At 62.3% G+C, this 257-nt stretch carries 1 protein-coding gene; it reads left to right on the top strand.

Annotated elements, in window-relative coordinates; translation table 11 throughout:
* On the top strand, positions 1-257 hold a 257-nt coding region (locus RMT89_RS44080; protein ID WP_315889378.1), incomplete at both ends, for a hypothetical protein.

Here is a 257-nt window from a genome sequence, read left to right as displayed (position 1 = left end):
GCAGACGATCGCCGAGCAGAAGAAGGCCCAAAAGCAGGGCTACAGCGAGGATCTGATCCCCCACAAGCTGCAAGAGGCATCCACCGAGGCCAAGGATCTGCGCGCCGAGCTGGAGCAGTCCAACCAGAAGGTGTTCAGCACCGTCATGGTCATCGGCGTGTCGGGGCAAACCCGCGAGGACCTGGATCAGAACGTGAAGCGGGCCATGACCGTGATCCGCAAGCAGTCGTGTGTCGCGGAGGTCGCCTCGTTCATGC

Source organism: Streptomyces sp. P17 (assembly GCF_032436805.1).
Lineage (GTDB): Bacteria > Actinomycetota > Actinomycetes > Streptomycetales > Streptomycetaceae > Streptomyces.
This window is presented reverse-complemented; position numbering and strand designations above follow the sequence as displayed.